Here is a 16,061-nt window from a genome sequence, read left to right as displayed (position 1 = left end):
GGCCGCAAGGCCGCAAGGCCGCAAGGCCGCAAGGCCGCAAGGCCGCAAGGCCGCAAGGCCGCAAGGCCGCAAGGCCGCAAGGCCGCAAGGCCGCAAGGCCGCAAAAGGATAAGTGCCTAGGTCCGCAGGTAGGAAGCGCCGTTCAGGTCCAAGATCGCACCGGATGCCCACAAGGCCTCACGGGAAGCCAGGTAGACCACGGCGGCGGCGATCTCCTCCGGCGCGGCGACTCGATCGAACGGGCTTTGGGCGCGGATCACTTGGCCTTGGGCGCCGGTGAGGCGGGTCGCGACCCTGTCGGTGTCCACGAATCCGGGGGCTACCGAGGTGACCGCGATTCCATGCGGTGCGAGGGCCACCGCCAGTGACTGTCCTAGGGAGTGCAGGCCCGCCTTGCTCGCCCCGTACGCCGGGTGGTCCGGCTCGCCGCGGAAGGCGCCTCGGGAGCCGATGTTGACGATTCGGCCGCCGGTGGACTGGGCGATCATCCGGGTCGCGACCTGGTGCGTGAGGTTGGCGGTGCCGAGCAGGTTGACGCTGATGACGCGCTGCCAGGCGTCTACCCAGTCCGGATAAGAGGTGTCCGCGGGCGGGTGGGCCGGGGTGGGGGCGGCGGCGTTGTTCACCAGCACATCGATCCCCCCGAGACCGCTTACCGTGTCTTCGACAAGCCGGGCGATGTCCGCCGGGTTGGCCAGGTCGGCGCGGACGATGATGTGGCCGTCGCCGGGGAGGTCGGCGCGCACCCGCTCGGCGCGATCGGGGTTGGTCGAGTAGTGCAGCGCGACGCGGTCGCCGAGGGTGGCGAAGGCGTGGGCGACGGCGGTCCCGACGCCGCCGGACGCGCCGGTCACCAGGACTCGCCGGGGCGGCACGGCGCCGCCGGGGGCCAGGCCGGGAACTGTTTCGCTCATCGCCCCAGCATGGCAGCGCGGGCGGATGCCTAGGCTGGACGCATGGGACGGGTGACAGCACGCAGACCAGTGGTCCGGCTGACCGCGGCGGGACGGCGCTCCCGGCCCGACGTGCTGGCCGCCGAGGAACCCCTGGAGGTCCGAGTCGGCGGGAGGGCGCTGGCCGTCACCATGCGCACCCCCGGCCACGACGTGGAGCTGGTGCACGGCTTCCTGCTGACCGAAGGCGTCATCGGCGACCGGGCCGACGTCTCCGTCGCCCGGTACTGCGACGGCGTGGACGACGAGGGCCGCAACACCTACAACGTGCTCGACGTCGCGCTCGCCGAGGGGGTTCCGCCGCCGGATGCAGGCGTGGAACGCAACTTCTACACAACGTCCTCCTGTGGGGTGTGCGGGAAGGCGGCGCTGGACGCGGTGCGGCTGAAGACGCGGTTCTCCCCAGCCGCCGACCCGGTGCGGGTCTCGCCGTCGGTGCTGGGCGCGCTCCCGGATGTGCTGCGCGCGCGGCAGAAGGTGTTCGACAGCACCGGCGGGCTGCATGGCGCGGGTCTGTTCACCGCGGACGGTGAGCCGCTGATAGTCCGGGAGGACGTTGGCAGGCATAACGCTGTCGACAAGGTGCTCGGTTGGGCGCTCTTGGCGGGTCGCGTCCCTCTTAACGGGACTGTCCTGTTGGTGTCAGGGCGGGCGTCGTTCGAGTTGGCGCAGAAGGCCGCGATGGCCGGGGTGCCGGTGCTGGCCGCGGTGTCCGCGCCGTCGTCGCTGGCGGTCGACCTCGCCGAGGAGCAAGGCATGACCCTGGTCGGGTTCCTGCGCGGCGACACCATGAACATCTACACCGGCGACAGGAGAATCGCGTGAAGCCGCTCGACGGCGTGGCAACCGCGGGCGGCCACACGCCGACCGTCCACACCGGCGCCGGGAGGATCGCGTGAAGCCGCTGGACGGTGTGGTGGTGGTCAGCCTGGAGCAGGCGGTGGCGGTGCCCTACGCGGCTCGGCTGCTGGCCGATCTGGGGGCGCGGGTGATCAAGGTCGAGCGGCCGGGCGGCGGTGACTTCGCCCGGCACTACGACCGGTCGTGCGGTGAGGTGTCCAGCTACTTCGCGTGGACCAACGTCGGCAAGGAGTCGGTGGCGCTCGACCTCAAGCACCCCGACGGGGCCGCGGTAGTGACCGCGCTGACGGGCCGGGCCGATGTCGTGTTGTGCAACCTGTCGCCGGGGGCGGCGCGCAGGCTCAGTCTGGACGCGGAGAGTCTGCGGGCGGCGAATCCTGGTCTCGTGGTCGCTGAGTTGTCCTCTTATGGCGAGGGCGGCCCTTACAGCGGCCGGAAGGCGTTCGACGCGCTTATCCAGTCCGAGACCGGGTTGGTCGCGAGCACCGGTGACGGTGACGCGATGGCCAGGGCGGGCATCTCGGTGGCCGACATCGCCGCGGGGGTGCAGTTGCACGCGGCGGTGCTCGCGGCCCTGGTGCGGCGAGGGCGGACCGGCGAGGGCGCGACGTTGCGGCTGACGCTCATGGAGGCGCTGGCAGAGTGGATGCACCAGCCCGCGCTCTACGCGCACGGCACCGGGCGGGCGCCGCTGCGGCACGGCGCCCACCACCCGACGATCGCGCCGTACGGCCCGTTCGCGTGCGCGGGCGGGGAGACGATCCACCTCGCGGTGCAGAACGACGGTCAGTGGCGGCGGCTGTGCGAAGTGGTCGACCCGGGCCTGGCTGAGGAGCCGCGGTTCCGCACGGTCGCCGACCGGGTGGCGCGCCGGGCCGAGTTGCACGCGCGGCTGCAGCCGTTCTTCGACGCCGTCGCCGCGGACGACCTGTTGGCGGCGCTGGACCGCGCCGACGTCCCGGCTGCCCGCACTCGCGGCGTGGCGGAGCTGCCCGAGCATCCGCAGTTGGTCGCGCGGGACCGGTGGTCGGCGGTGCCGGTGCCGGGCGGGGTCGAGGTCCCGATGCTGCGCCCACCGGTCGACGCGGACGCCTGGGACTGGGACCCAGCCGCCGTGCCCGCCCTGGGCGAACACACTGCGGCCGTGCTGACCTGGCTCGGCTACCCGGACGACAAGATCGCCGACCTGCGGAACCGCTCCGTCATCGCCGGTTGACGCCTGCCAACGTGACGAACAGGTGGCGGGTCGGTCGGCGGTGGAGAACCGCACCGTCACCGCGAGCCGATAGTCGCCATCAACCTGAAGATCGGCGAACACCGCTACTCGACCCGGTCAACGAGATCGCCGCCAATCTGACGGTGGGTGAGCGTGGCTGGGTTGCTGGACCATCCGGGGGAAGGTTCCTGCCGCTCTCCGCGCACAGTCAGTCATCGAGACGCGAAACGTTGTGGTGGGTTTGCACGATGTGGTGGTCGGGGGCGGCCAGGGGCCGCGCCACGGGCGTGGGTTGGTACGCCTGTGGAGTCGGGGGGACCACGGAGGGGTCATGACGGACGCGGCAAGTGAGCGGTTGGTGCGTAGGCGCTCGCTGTTGGTCGCTGGGGCGGCGGGGGTCGCTACGACCGGGATCGCGTTGGGGGCGTTGACCGGGTCGGTGCCCATGCTCGACGTGGTGGCCAAGGCGGTTGGTGGGGGCGAGGGCGCTGAGCCGGTTGTGCGGGTGGAGCGGGTGCGTTCCGCCGCCCGTGGGACTGAAGTGAATCTGGTCACAATTTTGCCGAGTGAGCTGCCTGCCCGGAATCTGCCGGTGTGCCTGTTCCTGCACGGTCTGCGCGGCAGCGCGCGGCACGCTGCGCCGACCGGGTTGGCGGCGAGGCTGGTGCGGGGGGTGCGCGCGGGGGAACTGCCGCCGTTCGCCTTTGTCGCGGTGGACGGGGGCGACAACTACTGGCACGAGAACCGGGTCGGCGACAACTCGATGGCCATGCTGCTGGACGAGGTGCCGCGGTGGCTGCGGGAGCGCGGGCTCGGCGACGCCACCGGCACGCCGTTCGCGTGCGCGGGGGTGTCGATGGGCGGGTTCGGGTCGCTGCTCTACGCGCGCAGGCGGCACGAGCTGGGCAGGCCGCTGGCCGCGGCGGCGGCGATCTCGCCCGGGCTGCTGACGTCCTGGCGGGAGATGAGCACCCGGCGCGCGTTCAAGAACAACCACGAGTGGGCGTCGCTGGACCCGCTGCGCAACGTCGAGAAGCTGGGCCGCACCCCGATCGGCATCTGGTGCGGCACCGAGGACCACTTCATCGAGGGCACCCGCAAGTTCATCCGCCTCGCCTCCCCCGAGGTCGCCTACACCGGCCCCGGCGGCCACGGCGACAGCTTCTACCGCCGCGTGGTCCCCGACGTCCTGGCCTTCCTCGGCAGGCACGTCCCGGCGGCCACCGGAGCGTAGGGGCCCGCGGCCACCCGCCGCCGAGCCCAGTCCGCCCGCGGGCGGACACTTCCCGGGCGCAAGGTGACGATGGCGTCGGACCACGCTGCCGACCCGCGATCACAGGGACAGGATCGCCCCTGTTCACCGGGCCGCCGCGAGCCCCTTCGGTGAACTACCGCAGGCCGTCGACGCACTCGCTGACACCGCGGCAGGTCTGCCCCTTGAGGTAGTTCCCGTCTCCGTCTGCCAGGCAGACCCAGGTCACCTCGGCCCCGCCCGCGACGTTCGCGGCAAGGCCCAGGAACGCGGTTCCGGACGGTCGCACCAAGTGCTGGGTCGTCATCCGTGTGCGTGTCGGCACAGAGATGGCAGAGGGAGGCCGGTGGGGAACGGAGTCAGCCCGCGGCCGTGGGGCGGGCGCGGAGCGTGGTGAGGGCGCCGGTGGCCGCGGTGATCAGGGATGCCAGGGCCGTCTCGCTGGCGACGAGTTGCAGGTCGCCCGTGCGGGGGCTGCCGATGGTGATCTCGGCGGTGCCGCCGACTACCTCGTAGTCAATGTGGGCTTCCGACTCGACGGTGACGAGCGCGGTGACGGCGACTCCACGGAACGACATGCGGTCTCCTTGACAGATGCGTGCACACTCGGTCACGCAAGGTTGGTATGGTCTGGTGCCTCGGGAAGTTCAGAAGCGAGATCACCGTATAGTGCGTTCCAAGTTTTTGCGCGCACTTCTAGGCCAGATTCACACGAAGGGGTGAAGTTGTGCCAACTGGGCAGCGGCGGACGGCGGACCGCATTCAGGTCGGAGCGACACTGAAGCGGATGCGGCTGGACGCGGGGGTGAGCCGGGAGCAGTCGGCCGAGACCCTGGGGTGCACCACCACGACGGTGGGCAATATCGAGCAGGGGCGGACGAAGATCAGCCAGGGGGACCTCACCCTGTTGCTCCAGCTCTACGGCGCGCCGGATGACCAGGTAGCGGACCTGATCGAGGTGAACCGGGAAGCCCGGCGGTCACTCAAACGGGTGGCCGGTGGCAGCGACATCCAGCCGCACCAGCGGCGGGCGGCGGACCTGATCAAGGCCGCGCACCGGATGCGGTTCTACAGTCCGGAGGTGTTCCCGGGCCTGCTCCAAGAGGAGAGCTACGCCCGTGCGGTCATGGCGCCGACCGGTCACTTCAACAATGTGCTGGAGACCCGGCTGCGCTTCCGTCTCGAACTGGGCGAGGTGCTTACCCGCATCGACCAGCCGCCCCTCGACCTGTGGGTGGTCGTCGGCGAGGCCGCTCTCCGCAAGAACATCGGCGGTCCCAAGGTGATGCGCGGCCAGCTCGACCATCTGGCGGAGCTGTGCCGGGGACTGCCCAACCTGAAATTTCAGGTGCTGCCGCTCAAGGCCAGGGAGCACGAGCTGATCGGCTGCACCATGACCATTTACACCTTCGGCAAGGCCGTTCCCGAGATCGCGAGCGTGGACACCACTGTCGGCGAAACGTTCCTCGACCGGGATTCGGCGGTCTCGGAGGCCATCAGCAAGTTCGATGACGTCCGTTCCAAGGCGCTGGACCCGCTGACTAGCCTGGATATGATCGTAGATATCAGTAACAGCCTGTGAATCGAGTGACACCATGGCTTTGCAGCCCAACACCTGGACGAAGTTCTCGTCCAACGGCAACAACTGTGTCGAGGTGATGTTGACTGACACCGAGGTGCTGGTCCGCAACTCCAACCGGCCCGAAGCGGGCGCGCTGTCGTTCACCTTCGCCGAGTGGGACGCCCACACTCAGGGGCAGAAGCTCGGCCACTTCGACCTGCCGCCCGGCACCGTCTAGTAGCTAGTAGCCGACCGGCTCGCGGGCGACCAGGCGGGTGTGCCGGTCGCGCACCCAGTCCAGCAGGCTGGGCCAGGGGCCGTAGTCGGTGCGGGCGTCGAGCGCGCCGCCACCGGGGACGACGTCCAAGTCGACCTTGAGGGTGGCGGCCATGGCCACCGCCTCGTCCACCGGCAGGGCCGGGTCGTCCTCGCCGGTCACCAGCTGGGTCCAGCCCGCGGCTCGGCGGATGCCCGCCGGGTCCAGCGGCGCGGGGATGAAGCCGTGCACGTCAGGGTGCCGCCAGGCCGCGCCGGGCGGGGCGACGAGCAGCACCGCGTCGACCCGCAGCGAGTGGTCGTCGGCCGGAGTGCGGGCGGCGTGGTGCAGCCAGAGGGCCGCGCCCAGCGAGTGCGCCACCACGACCCGGCGGGCGGCCCTGGGAGTGGCCTCAAGGTGGTGGGCCAGCTCCGCGAGCCAGGTGTCCAGGCACGGGGCGTGCGGGTCGCTGAACAGGGGGACGTCGACCTCGGCCCCCGCCTCGGCCAGCTCGTGGGCCAGCCAGGACTGCCAGTGGCCGCGACCGGCGCCGGTCAGGCCGTGCAGGAGCAGCACGTGCGGCCAGGGCTCCGGCGCCGTCATCGCGGGACTCAGGCGGACTTCTCGCGGCGCTCCCGGCGCGAGGGCTGGCGGGCCACGATGGTCGGGTTCACGTTCTCGCGGACGGTCTGCTCGGTGATGACGACCTTGGCGACGTCCGTGCGGCTCGGGATGTCGTACATCACCGACTGGAGGACTTCCTCCATGATCGCGCGCAGGCCACGGGCCCCGGTGCCGCGCAGGATCGCCTGGTCGGCGACCGCTTCGAGCGCGGTGTCGGTGAACTCCAGTTCGACGCCGTCCATCTCGAACAGCTTCTGGTACTGCTTGACCAGCGCGTTGCGCGGCTCGGTCAGGATCTGCACCAGGGAGCGCTTGTCGAGGTTGGTGACGCTGGCCAGCACCGGGAGGCGGCCGATGAACTCCGGGATGAGCCCGAACTTGATCAGGTCCTCGGGCATGGTGTCGGAGAAGAAGTCGGCGGCGTCGATGTCGGCCTTCGAGCGGATCTCCGCGCCGAAGCCCAGGCCGCGCTTGCCGACCCGGTCCTGGATGATGCGCTCCAGACCGGCGAACGCGCCCGCAACGATGAACAGCACGTTCGTCGTGTCGATCTGGATGAACTCCTGGTGCGGGTGCTTGCGCCCGCCCTGGGGCGGCACGCTCGCCGTGGTGCCCTCAAGGATCTTGAGCAGCGCCTGCTGCACGCCCTCGCCGGAGACGTCGCGGGTGATCGACGGGTTCTCGCTCTTGCGGGCGATCTTGTCGACCTCATCGATGTAGATGATGCCGGTCTCGGCGCGCTTGACGTCGTAATCCGCTGCCTGGATGAGCTTGAGCAGGATGTTCTCGACGTCCTCGCCGACGTAGCCCGCCTCGGTCAGCGCGGTGGCGTCGGCGATGGCGAAGGGCACGTTGAGCAGCTTGGCCAGCGTCTGCGCCAGGTAGGTCTTGCCGCAGCCGGTGGGGCCGAGCATGAGGATGTTCGACTTCGCCAGCTCGACGGTCTCTTCGCGCGACTCGCGGCCCTCACGGCCCTCGGGCCGGGCGCGGTCGCCCGCCTGGATGCGCTTGTAGTGGTTGTAGACCGCCACGGCCAGCGAGCGCTTGGCGTCGTCCTGGCCGATGACGTACTGGTCGAGGAAGTCGTGGATCTCGGCGGGCTTGGGCAGCTCGTCGAGCTTGACGTCGCCCGCCTCGGCGAGCTCCTCCTCGATGATCTCGTTGCAGAGGTCGATGCACTCATCACAGATGTACACGCCGGGACCGGCGATGAGCTTTTTCACCTGCTTCTGACTCTTCCCGCAGAAAGAGCATTTGAGCAGGTCTCCGCCGTCACCGATACGTGCCATGACCGCTGACCTCTGTCCCCTCCGGCGCACTCGGGGAAAGTGCGCCTGGCTGTGTGTCCGACCGCTCCCGAAGCCCGGTCGCGACACGTCCTCCGGTGTGTCGTGTCCGGCCCGAGTGCGGCCGTTGCCTTCGACGGTACCCGCCAACCCCCGCTCTGCGGGAGAACCGGATGCCCGACGCGGCCGAATCGGGTCGAAAAGACCTAGTGCACACGGTAGGCCGTTTCGGCCGCGCGTGCGGGTCGTTCGCGACCCTCCGCGCCCGCGCCGGGCGCCAAGACTGCTCGTCAGCCCTTGGCGGAAAGCTTCCGGTACGGCAGCACCTCATCGATGATGCCGTATTCCTGGGCCTCCTGGGCGGTGAGGATCTTGTCGCGCTCGATGTCGGCGCGCACCTGCTCCTCGTCCTTGCCGGTGTGCCGGGCCAAGGTGGTCTCCAGCAGGCGGCGCACGCGCTGGATCTCGTTGGCCTGGATCTCCAGGTCGGAGACCTGGCCGTAGACGCCCTCGGTGGAGGGCTGGTGGATGAGCACCCGCACGTTGGGCAGCGCGAAACGCTTGCCCGGGGTGCCCGCGGCCAGCAGCACGGCCGCGGCGGAGGCGGCCTGGCCGAGGCAGAACGTCTGGATGTCGGGCCGGACGTACTGCATGGTGTCGTAGATGGCCATCAGCGAGGTGAACGAGCCACCCGGCGAGTTGATGTACATCGTGATGTCGCGGTCGGGGTCGGTGGACTCCAGGTAGATCAGCTGCGCCATCACGTCGTTGGCGGACGCGTCATCGATCTGCACGCCGACGAAGATCACGCGCTCTTCGAACAGCTTGTTGTACGGGTTGGACTCCTTGACCCCGTAGCTCGTGCGCTCCACGAAGGACGGCAGCACGTACCGGGACTGCGGGAGGTGAAGTTCACTCACGGAAAACTCCTGTTTCTGGCGTCCGTGGCCGGTCAGTTCGTGTTGGGCGCCTGGTTGACCCGGCTCACCACGTGGTCGACAAAGCCGTACTCCTTGGCTTCCTCGGCGGTGAACCAGCGGTCACGGTCCGCGTCGCTGGTGACCTTCTCCACCGTCTGGCCGGTCTGCTGGGCGGTGATGACGGCCATCTCGTGCTTCCACTTGGCGTAGACCTGCGCCCGGATAGCGATGTCGGACGCCGTGCCCTGCACGCCAGCGGAAGGCTGGTGCATCATGACGCGCGTGTGCGGCAGGACGTAGCGCTTGCCGGGGGTGCCCGAGGAGAGCAGGAACTGGCCCATCGACGCGGCCAAGCCCATGCCCCAGGTGGCGACGTCGGGGTCGATGAGCTGCATGGTGTCGTAGATCGCCATGCCCGCGGTGACCGAGCCGCCCGGCGAGTTGATGTAGAAGGTGATGTCCCGCTCGGGGTCTTCCGCGGCAAGCAGCAGAAGCTGCGCGGTGATCCGGTTGGCGATGTCGTCGTCGACCTCGGAGCCGAGGAAGACGATGCGCTCACGGAGCAGCCGCTCGTACACCGAGTCGTTCAGGTTGAGCCCCGCGGTGGCCGACCGCATGAGGGGCGAGAGGTGCTGCGTCACGTCTGCCTGCCTTCTCCCAAAGTCTCTTTCCAGAACTACTGCTGATCTCTCGACCGACACTAACGAAGGCGGGCGGCGTCGACTTCCCGACACCGCCCACTTTCGCTCAGAGCGTCAAGACTTCTCGCCTCAGGGGGCCGCGGGCTCCTCGGCAGGCGCCTTGGACTCCTCGGACTCCTCGGCCTCGGCTGGCTTGCCGAACAGCTCGGCCAGGTCGACCTTGTTGCCGGAGGCGTCGGTGACCTCGGCCTGGCGCACGACCGAAGCCAGCGCCTTGCCCCGGCGCACGTCGGCGAAGATGGCGCCGAGCTGGCCGGACTGCTGCGCGCGCTGGACGTACTCGTCCGGGCTCACGCCGAAGCGCTGCGCCTGGTAGATGATCCGCTCGGTCAGCTCGCTGTCGTTGACCGACACCTGCTCGGCCTCGGCGATCGAGTCGAGGATGAGCTGGGTCTTCACCGACTTCTCCGCGTCGGCGCGGACCTCGGCGTCGAAGTCCTCGCGGGTCTGGTCCTGGCTGGCCAGGAACTCGTTGAGCTTGTCCTGGTCGTGGTCGAAGGAGTGCACCGCGTCGTGCTGGCGGGACTCGATCTCGGCTTCCACGACCTTCTCCGGCAGCGGGACCTCGACGGTCGCCAGCAGCGCGTCGAGCACCTTGTCGCGGGCCTGCACGCCCTGCTGCATGCGCTTGACCCGGGTGAGCCGCTCGCGCAGGTCGGCGCGCAGCTCGTCGATGGTGTCGAACTCGCTGGCGAGCTGGGCGAACTCGTCGTCGGGCTCGGGCAGCTCGCGGACCTTCACCGACTGCACGGTCACCGCGACCTCGGCCTCCTTGCCCGCGAACTCGCCCGCGACCAGGGTGGTGGTGAAGGTCTTGGTCTCCCCGGCGGAGGCGCCGATGAGCGCGTCATCGATGCCCTCGATCAGCTCGCCGGAGCCGACCTCGTAGGACAGGCCGCTGGTCTTGGCCTCCTCGACGTCCTGGCCGTCGACGGTGGCCGAGAGGTCGATGGAGACGAAGTCGCCGTTCTCGATCGGACGGTCGGCTCCGGTGAGGGTGCCGAAGCGGGCGCGCAGCTCGTCAAGCTGCTCGTCAACCTCGGCGTCGGTCAGCTCTAGGTCGTCCACGGTGACAGCGAACTCGCCGTAGGCCGGGACGGTGATCTCGGGGCGGACGTCGACCTCGGCGGTGAACGCGAGGTGGTCGCCGTCCTCCAGCTTGGTCACCTCGATGTCGGGCTGGCCGAGGGTCTTGACCTCGCCCGCGGTGACGGCCTCCATGTACTTGGCCGGGATCGCCTCGTTGACGACCTCGTCCAGGATCGGCGCGCGGCCGATGCGGGACTCGATGACCCGGGCGGGCGCCTTGCCCGGACGGAAGCCGGGGATGCGGACCTGGCTCGCGAGCTTGCGGTATGCGCGGTCGAAGTTCGGCTTGAGCTCGTCGAACGGCACCTCGACGTTGATCCGTACCCGCGTCGGGCTCAGGTGCTCGACGGTGCTCTTCAACGTGATCTCCTCGTGCGACTGACAGTGGCAACGCCCGACCGCGCGAGACGGCGGTCGGGAACGACCCCCGAGTCTAGGCGAGCGAGCCGCGCTCGGGACCGAGTGGGGTGCTCAGGGTGGGCACCACCTGCCCGCCGAGCCATTCCACCGCCCGCACGGCCGCCGCTGGCGAGCCGGTCGCCTCGACCATCGCGATGACGTGCGCTATCCCGCTGCGCTCGACGCTCTCGCGCAGCCGCCGCGCGCAGTAGTCGGGGTCCCCAACCGGGTGCAGGTCGCACAAGAGGCGGGCGTAGGCGACCGGATCGCGGCTCGGACCGGGGCGGTCGTCCACCGGGATGTGCGCGGCCAGTCCCGCCCGCAGCCAGCCGGGCGCGGTCGCCATGACCTCTCGGACAGCCTCATCGCGGCTCCGCCCTATGTGGACGACGACAGTGGACACATGCGCGGCGTCGACAGGGCCGCCTGCCCGCCGGTAACGCTCGACAAGAGCCCGCTTGTCGTCGTCGCCTATGTGCATCCCGAGAAGCATGGGCAGCCCGCGTTCCGCCGCGGCCTCGACGCCCTTGTCCGACGTGCAGGCCACCAGGACGGGCGGGCGCGTGCGCGGGGCGGGGACGACGGGGACCTCGCGGAAGGGGAACCAGCGGTCACCGGAGACCGTGGGGCCGGTAAGCGCGCGCAAGAGCAGATCGAGTGTGTCGGGGAAGGCTTGTTCAAGACGGTCCAGCGACGAGCCGAAGACCTCCAGATCGACCCAGGGGCCGCCGCGCCCCACCCCGAGCCGGAAGCGCCCGCCGGTGAGCGCGTCGAGCAGCAGGGTCCGCTCGGCGAGGGCGACCGGGTGGGCGGTGGACAGGACGCTGACGGCGGTGCCCAGGGCGATCCGCTCAGTGCGTCCGAGCGCGTGCGCGGCGAAGGTCAGGGCGTCGGGGCACACGCCGTAGGGCATGAAGTGGTGCTCGGCGACCCACGCGTCGGCCAGCCCGGCGCGGTCGGCGGCGGCGACCACATCCATGGCGCGGTCTAGGGCGGCGTGGTCGGTCTGGCCGGGGAAGCGGGGGGCGAGGACGAAGACTCCGAGGCGCATTCCTCCGGCTAGTACTGGCAGCGGCCGGTCAGGACAAGAGGCGTCCGGGTGATCACCTCTGGGCCGAACGCGTGGCGTGCGCCCACAGAGCTTGTTCGGCGTTCAAGAAAACGGTAGTCAATAACAGACAGATCTACCTGGAGGTGCGATGTCTCTTGATGTGCCCGCGGACCTGTTGGCGCGCGCGGAACGCGGCCCGGTCGACGACGCGGAGTTCGTCGACTGCGTCCGGCAGTCCCTGCCCTACGCCTGGCAGGTGATCTCGGAGGTCGCCACCTCGGTCGACTCCTCCGGCTTCGCCGACAACGAGGTCCCGCCACCGAGCGAGGCCGAGCGCGGCCAACTGCTGCGCGCCCTGGCCTCCGACGCCATCCGGGGCGGCCTTGAGCGCCACTTCGGCGTCAAACTCGCCTTCCAGAACTGCCACCGCGTCGCGGCCTTCACCCCCTCCGCGGTCGACAGCGACCGCTACCGCGCGTTCATCTCCCCCCGGGGTCAACTGCTCAACCAGTCCCCCGAACTGCGCGACTGCTGACCTGGCAGGGAGCGCGGCACTCCCCTGCGGGAAGCGACCTCCCGCTCCGCCTCCCTGCCCTCTTCACTCGTGACGCCGAACGCCCCGAAGCCGGGCTTCGGGGCGTTCGGCGTCTCGCGGCCAATGGCCGCGAAAAACTCGTTGGCGAACCGCGGCGGCCGCTGCTAGTTTCGCGGCGGCCGTGCGAGAGACCGAGGAGGTGGTACCCGTGACCATGTCGACATGGGTGCTCTCCCGCGGAGTCACGGTCGGGCGATAGGTCGTCCGGGAGCGCCGTTCACGAGCACTCCCGAAAGGCACGGCCATGCGATTCACCTCCGAACAGCGCCACGACGACGGCGTCATCGAACGACGGTTCACCCTCGGCGACATCCCCGGCATCCTGTGGACCCCTGAGCGGGTGTCCGCACCGGCGCCGCTGATCCTCATCGGCCACCCCGGCGGGCTGTCCACGATGTACCCCCGGCTGGCGGCCCGCGCCCGGCACTCCGTGGCGGAGGGCTTCGCCGCGGCCACCATCGAGCTGCCCGGGAGCGGCGACCGGCCCCGATCCGCCGCCATCGACGAGGCCCGCGCCGACCTGCGCCGGGCGCTGGAGACTGGCAAGCCGGACGACGAGACCGTCGACCGGCTCGTCCTTCCCGTGGTCGAGCAGGCGGTCCCGGAATGGCGGGCCGCCCTGGACGCCCTCCTGTCGCTGCCCGAGATCGGCGGGCCGGTCGGGTACTCGGGCGGGGTGATCGCCATCGGCATCCGGCTGGCGGTGGTCGAGCCGCGCATCTCGGCCGCTCTCCTGTTCGCCGGGAGTTTCGTGCCCCGCCGCATGTTCGCCGAGGCCCGGCGGGTCACCATTCCGCTACAGGTCCTGCTCCAGTGGGACGACGCGGGAAACGACCGGCGGCTGGCCCTGGACCTGTTCGACGCCTTCGGGTCCCAGGAGAAGACGCTGCACGCCAACATGGGCGGGCACACCGGCGTCCCGTGGTTCGAGGGGGACGACGGGAACCGGTTCTTCGCCCGGCACCTGAAATGAGGCCGGGTTCGCAGGCGGGCAGCGGACGATAGGAGCCGCTTCCGGCTCTCCTGAACGGCGATGGCCCGCGACCGCCCCGATCGAGGCGATCGCGGGCCAGGTCGCCGGTTCCGCCGGTCCGCACATGAACTTAGGTCATGGGCCCTGGTCAGAAATCGAAGCCGCTACCGATGTCGCCGCCGCCCCAGTCGCCGCCGCCGGTGTCGGCGCCCACGTCGCCACCCGGGTCACCACCGGCGTCGCCGCCGTCCGCGGCGGCGTCGGCCTGGCCAGCGTCGTAGCCCGCTTCCCACGCCTGCGCGTCCGGAATCCCCGGCATGCCGGAGAACATGGCGCTGAACAGCAGCACCGAGCCCATGCCCCACGCGCCCGCCACCAGCGCGGGCTTCCACCACGGCTCGCTGTACCAGCCCTGCGGCACCGGCCGCCCCGCGACGCGGCCACCGGGGTAGTAGTGCGGAGTTCCGCGCCCAGGCATCGGCGAGGCCGCGTAGTCATGCCCCTCGACCGTCACCCTGCGGTCCTGCTCGACCCGTCCCGCGCGCGCCTGCTCGGGGTCGGCGGGCAACTCCGGCCCGGGATCAAGGCCCATCGCCGTGCGCGCGGCCCGAACGTAATAGAGACCCTCCATCGCGGTCTTCGTGACCAGACGGCACTGCTCGACGGTGGCCGCCTGCTCCATCTGCGAACCCGCCGCCGTGTAGCGCTCCGCGGCGTCGGCCAACGCCTGCCGAGACGGCTCGTCGGTGCCGGTCAGGTTCATCACCTGCCCGCCCAGCCGCTCCACCCAGCGCCGCGCCTCCGCTTTCGCGTCATCGAGCCGCCGCGCCCGCGCCGTGCCCTGGTTGCGGGCGGCCAGCAACAGGATCGCGACCAAGGCGAGGATCACCACCACCAGCACGACAGTGCCGTCCATCGCGACCTCCTTCGTCCCAACGCCGCCGGACCCGGTCCGAATCCGTCACTGGGAGAACGCCGCCGAGTCCCTGTCTGGTTCCCGTCCGAAGCACGCGGTGTTACCGAGAGTCCGTAGTTAAGGCACGAATTTCCGCCATGTGAGCGTGATTCACCGGATAAGGTGTCGCCATGTGGTCCCCCACCCCGCGTCCGGAGTGCTCTCCGTGAGAGTGAGCGCACCCGTCCTGGTTCGAGAAGCGACAGCGGAAGACGCCGCTGCCATCGGCGAGGTCCACGCCGAGGCGTGGCGGCTGGCTTACGGCGACCTGTTCGAAAACCGCTGGCTGCCCAGATTCGTCGAAGAGCGGCGGACCAAGTGGACGACGCGATTCGCCGACCTCGGCTCCGACTCGGTGCTCGTCGCCCAACGCGGCGGCGACGGGATCGTGGCCTTCGCCTGGTTCGGCACCCACCCGGACAACCCGAGCGACGGCGAGCTGCGCGCCTTCTACACCCACCCGAGTTGTTGGGGCAGCGGCGTTTCCGAGACGCTGATGCACGGCGTGTGGGACAACTGCGCGGACTACCGCCGGATGCGACTGTGGACACTGGCGGGCTCCAACCGCGCGCGCCGGTTCTACCTGCGCGTCGGTTACACCGAAACCGGCCTGATCCGCGAACGCGACTACGGCGACAGCCGACCGGTCCTGGAAATCGAGTACGCCCGGCGACCCGGCAGCGCCTGAGCGGCGCGGATCAGCCCCCGGCCAACCCCTGCTCGATCACCGACCGGGACGCGGCCGGGATGCCCAACTCGCCCAACCGCTCCGGCTCCACCCACACCGCGCTGTCCAGCGGCGACCCGCCGATCGGCCGACCCCGGAAACACACGGCGAGGTCCGCGCTCCACGGCTCGGCCGGATCGCTGTAGATCCCGACCAGCTCACTGACCTCGGCGCGCACGCCAGTCCGCGCCGCCACCGCCCGCACCGCCGCCTGCGGCAGCGTCTCCCCCGCCGCCTGCGGCCCACCCGGAAGCCGGTGCCCGCCGCCGTCGCGCACCATCAACACCAACCCCGCGTCATCCACCACGAGCATGCTCGCCCCGACCAAGGTGCGGTGATCTGGGGACGCCTCGGAAAAACCGGTTCGCGCCATGCCCTACTGACTACCGACTGGCGAGTAGCAACGCCATCGCCTTCGCGCGATGTTCACGCCCGAGCGCCGAAATCACCCGCCTGGCTGTGTCGTAGGACACTCGGTCACAGAAAGCAGCCGGGCTCCCATCCCAGGAACCCGGCCGCGCTGAGCGGGCGACGGGAATCGAACCCGCGTAGCTAGTTTGGAAGACTAGGGCTCTACCATTGAGCTACGCCCGCATACGACGGTCCCCCGCCGCGAGAGGAAGCTTAGCGGTAGGGATACGC

At 70.2% G+C, this 16,061-nt stretch carries 19 protein-coding genes and 1 tRNA gene; 8 read left to right on the top strand and 12 right to left on the bottom strand.

Annotated elements, in window-relative coordinates:
* Positions 1-116: 116 nt before the first annotated feature.
* Positions 117-914 carry an SDR family NAD(P)-dependent oxidoreductase gene (locus ACZ6SD_RS09415; RefSeq protein WP_465316448.1) on the bottom strand — a complete coding sequence of 266 codons (798 nt, stop codon included), beginning with the start codon at positions 912-914 and terminating at the stop codon, positions 117-119.
* A 42-nt stretch (positions 915-956) separates the two neighbouring features.
* Between ACZ6SD_RS09415 and fdhD the strand changes: the two genes are divergently transcribed.
* The 3 genes from fdhD (at position 957) to ACZ6SD_RS09400 (ending at position 4,264) form a co-directional block, all read left to right on the top strand.
* On the top strand, positions 957-1,778 hold the full coding sequence (gene fdhD / locus ACZ6SD_RS09410) for a formate dehydrogenase accessory sulfurtransferase FdhD (protein ID WP_465316447.1): 822 nt from the start codon (positions 957-959) through the stop codon (positions 1,776-1,778).
* Positions 1,779-1,848: 70 nt separating this feature from the next.
* Positions 1,849-3,030 (top strand): CaiB/BaiF CoA transferase family protein, encoded by a 1,182-nt coding sequence (locus tag ACZ6SD_RS09405; RefSeq protein WP_465316446.1) that lies wholly within the window; start codon positions 1,849-1,851, stop codon positions 3,028-3,030.
* Positions 3,031-3,361: 331 nt separating this feature from the next.
* Positions 3,362-4,264 carry an alpha/beta hydrolase gene (locus tag ACZ6SD_RS09400; RefSeq protein WP_465316445.1) on the top strand — a complete coding sequence of 301 codons (903 nt, stop codon included), beginning with the start codon at positions 3,362-3,364 and terminating at the stop codon, positions 4,262-4,264.
* 154 nt (positions 4,265-4,418) lie between these two features.
* Here ACZ6SD_RS09400 and ACZ6SD_RS09395 read toward each other — a convergent pair whose 3' ends face one another.
* Complete coding sequence (locus ACZ6SD_RS09395) at positions 4,419-4,589, bottom strand: hypothetical protein (RefSeq protein WP_465316444.1); 171 nt, start codon at positions 4,587-4,589, stop codon at positions 4,419-4,421.
* A 52-nt stretch (positions 4,590-4,641) separates the two neighbouring features.
* Complete coding sequence (locus ACZ6SD_RS09390; RefSeq protein WP_465316443.1) at positions 4,642-4,860, bottom strand: hypothetical protein; 219 nt, start codon at positions 4,858-4,860, stop codon at positions 4,642-4,644.
* A gap of 149 nt (positions 4,861-5,009) precedes the next feature.
* Between ACZ6SD_RS09390 and ACZ6SD_RS09385 the strand changes: the two genes are divergently transcribed.
* Complete coding sequence (locus ACZ6SD_RS09385) at positions 5,010-5,864, top strand: helix-turn-helix domain-containing protein (protein ID WP_465316442.1); 855 nt, start codon at positions 5,010-5,012, stop codon at positions 5,862-5,864.
* Positions 5,865-5,877: 13 nt separating this feature from the next.
* The gene (locus ACZ6SD_RS09380) at positions 5,878-6,081 is read left to right on the top strand and encodes a DUF397 domain-containing protein (RefSeq protein ID WP_465316441.1); all 204 of its coding nucleotides are present in this window, start codon (positions 5,878-5,880) and stop codon (positions 6,079-6,081) included.
* Positions 6,082-6,084: 3 nt separating this feature from the next.
* On the opposite strand, the gene ACZ6SD_RS09375 is transcribed toward ACZ6SD_RS09380, so the two are convergent.
* The 6 genes from ACZ6SD_RS09375 to ACZ6SD_RS09350 all read right to left on the bottom strand — a co-directional run bounded on the left by ACZ6SD_RS09375 (position 6,085) and on the right by ACZ6SD_RS09350 (position 12,169).
* Entirely contained in the window at positions 6,085-6,702 is a 618-nt protein-coding gene (locus tag ACZ6SD_RS09375; protein WP_465316440.1) for an RBBP9/YdeN family alpha/beta hydrolase, read from the bottom strand.
* A gap of 8 nt (positions 6,703-6,710) precedes the next feature.
* On the bottom strand, positions 6,711-8,012 hold the full coding sequence (gene clpX, locus ACZ6SD_RS09370) for an ATP-dependent Clp protease ATP-binding subunit ClpX (RefSeq protein WP_091454612.1): 1,302 nt from the start codon (positions 8,010-8,012) through the stop codon (positions 6,711-6,713).
* 287 nt (positions 8,013-8,299) lie between these two features.
* Positions 8,300-8,929 carry an ATP-dependent Clp protease proteolytic subunit gene (locus ACZ6SD_RS09365; protein ID WP_091454609.1) on the bottom strand — a complete coding sequence of 210 codons (630 nt, stop codon included), beginning with the start codon at positions 8,927-8,929 and terminating at the stop codon, positions 8,300-8,302.
* A gap of 32 nt (positions 8,930-8,961) precedes the next feature.
* Positions 8,962-9,570 (bottom strand): ClpP family protease, encoded by a 609-nt coding sequence (locus tag ACZ6SD_RS09360; RefSeq protein WP_465316439.1) that lies wholly within the window; start codon positions 9,568-9,570, stop codon positions 8,962-8,964.
* A 129-nt stretch (positions 9,571-9,699) separates the two neighbouring features.
* A complete protein-coding gene (tig, locus tag ACZ6SD_RS09355; RefSeq protein ID WP_465316438.1) occupies positions 9,700-11,079 on the bottom strand; it encodes a trigger factor in 1,380 nt (459 codons plus the stop codon).
* A 73-nt stretch (positions 11,080-11,152) separates the two neighbouring features.
* Complete coding sequence (locus ACZ6SD_RS09350) at positions 11,153-12,169, bottom strand: LLM class flavin-dependent oxidoreductase (RefSeq protein WP_465316437.1); 1,017 nt, start codon at positions 12,167-12,169, stop codon at positions 11,153-11,155.
* A 148-nt stretch (positions 12,170-12,317) separates the two neighbouring features.
* Between ACZ6SD_RS09350 and ACZ6SD_RS09345 the strand changes: the two genes are divergently transcribed.
* Positions 12,318-12,704: an SCO5389 family protein gene (locus ACZ6SD_RS09345; RefSeq protein WP_091454599.1), complete on the top strand. Its 387-nt coding sequence runs from the start codon at positions 12,318-12,320 to the stop codon at positions 12,702-12,704.
* A gap of 304 nt (positions 12,705-13,008) precedes the next feature.
* Positions 13,009-13,737, top strand: coding sequence for an alpha/beta hydrolase (locus ACZ6SD_RS09340; protein ID WP_465316436.1), 729 nt, complete (start codon positions 13,009-13,011; stop codon positions 13,735-13,737).
* A 148-nt stretch (positions 13,738-13,885) separates the two neighbouring features.
* On the opposite strand, the gene ACZ6SD_RS09335 is transcribed toward ACZ6SD_RS09340, so the two are convergent.
* Positions 13,886-14,653: a hypothetical protein gene (locus ACZ6SD_RS09335; protein ID WP_465316435.1), complete on the bottom strand. Its 768-nt coding sequence runs from the start codon at positions 14,651-14,653 to the stop codon at positions 13,886-13,888.
* 211 nt (positions 14,654-14,864) lie between these two features.
* Here ACZ6SD_RS09335 and ACZ6SD_RS09330 point away from each other — a divergent pair, with 211 nt between their 5' ends.
* A complete protein-coding gene (locus tag ACZ6SD_RS09330) occupies positions 14,865-15,380 on the top strand; it encodes a GNAT family N-acetyltransferase (protein WP_465316434.1) in 516 nt (171 codons plus the stop codon).
* 10 nt (positions 15,381-15,390) lie between these two features.
* Here ACZ6SD_RS09330 and ACZ6SD_RS09325 read toward each other — a convergent pair whose 3' ends face one another.
* Both ACZ6SD_RS09325 and ACZ6SD_RS09320 read right to left on the bottom strand, forming a co-directional pair.
* Positions 15,391-15,792: an NUDIX hydrolase gene (locus ACZ6SD_RS09325; protein WP_465316433.1), complete on the bottom strand. Its 402-nt coding sequence runs from the start codon at positions 15,790-15,792 to the stop codon at positions 15,391-15,393.
* Positions 15,793-15,942: 150 nt separating this feature from the next.
* Positions 15,943-16,013: transfer RNA gene (locus ACZ6SD_RS09320), tRNA-Gly, on the bottom strand.
* Between the last annotated feature and the right edge of the window lie 48 nt (positions 16,014-16,061).

This window comes from Actinokineospora sp. NPDC051303 (genome assembly GCF_055586285.1).
The sequence above is the reverse complement of the archived record's forward strand: the minus strand, read 5'-3'. Positions and strand labels throughout refer to the sequence as shown.